General features: G+C 43.4%; 1 protein-coding gene. It reads right to left on the bottom strand.

All coding sequences use genetic code 11. The features are described from left to right. Positions 1-187: 187 nt before the first annotated feature. Positions 188-433: toxin-antitoxin system HicB family antitoxin (locus D7Y13_RS43260; protein WP_120631131.1), on the bottom strand; the 246-nt coding region annotated here is incomplete at its 5' end.

Consider the following 433-nt stretch of genomic DNA (forward strand, 5'->3'; position numbering starts at 1 on the left):
TTCATGCCAAAGTCCTCTGCGATTGAAACAATTCTATTTTGGCTGCAATAACAATAAATAGCAATTATTGCTATTAACGACGGTTTCAGACCAACTGTAACCGCAGCAAAAAGCTACTGCTAAACGTCCACAAGTCATTGAATTGAACAGAGGGGAAGCGTATTTCTGTAATTACTGATTTCTGTATTTACTGATTTCCGTATTCTTTTTCTAGCAAATCACGCAGCAGATCGACCATCGCCACCCCTTCCGCTGTCGCCTTGAGCTTAATGGCTCGATGCAATGATTCAGGAATGTCAAGTGTGAGCCGCTTCATCTTGATGGGTTCTGGCTCTGATCCTAGTTCCGCCTCAAAGCGATTCGACACCCACTGATCCACATTTTTCGGTGCGGAAGCTGAATTGAGTTTCGCGCCCAAATTTACTTTTTTAGC

Source organism: Corallococcus praedator, assembly GCF_003612125.1.
In the GTDB taxonomy this organism is placed as follows: domain Bacteria; phylum Myxococcota; class Myxococcia; order Myxococcales; family Myxococcaceae; genus Corallococcus; species Corallococcus praedator.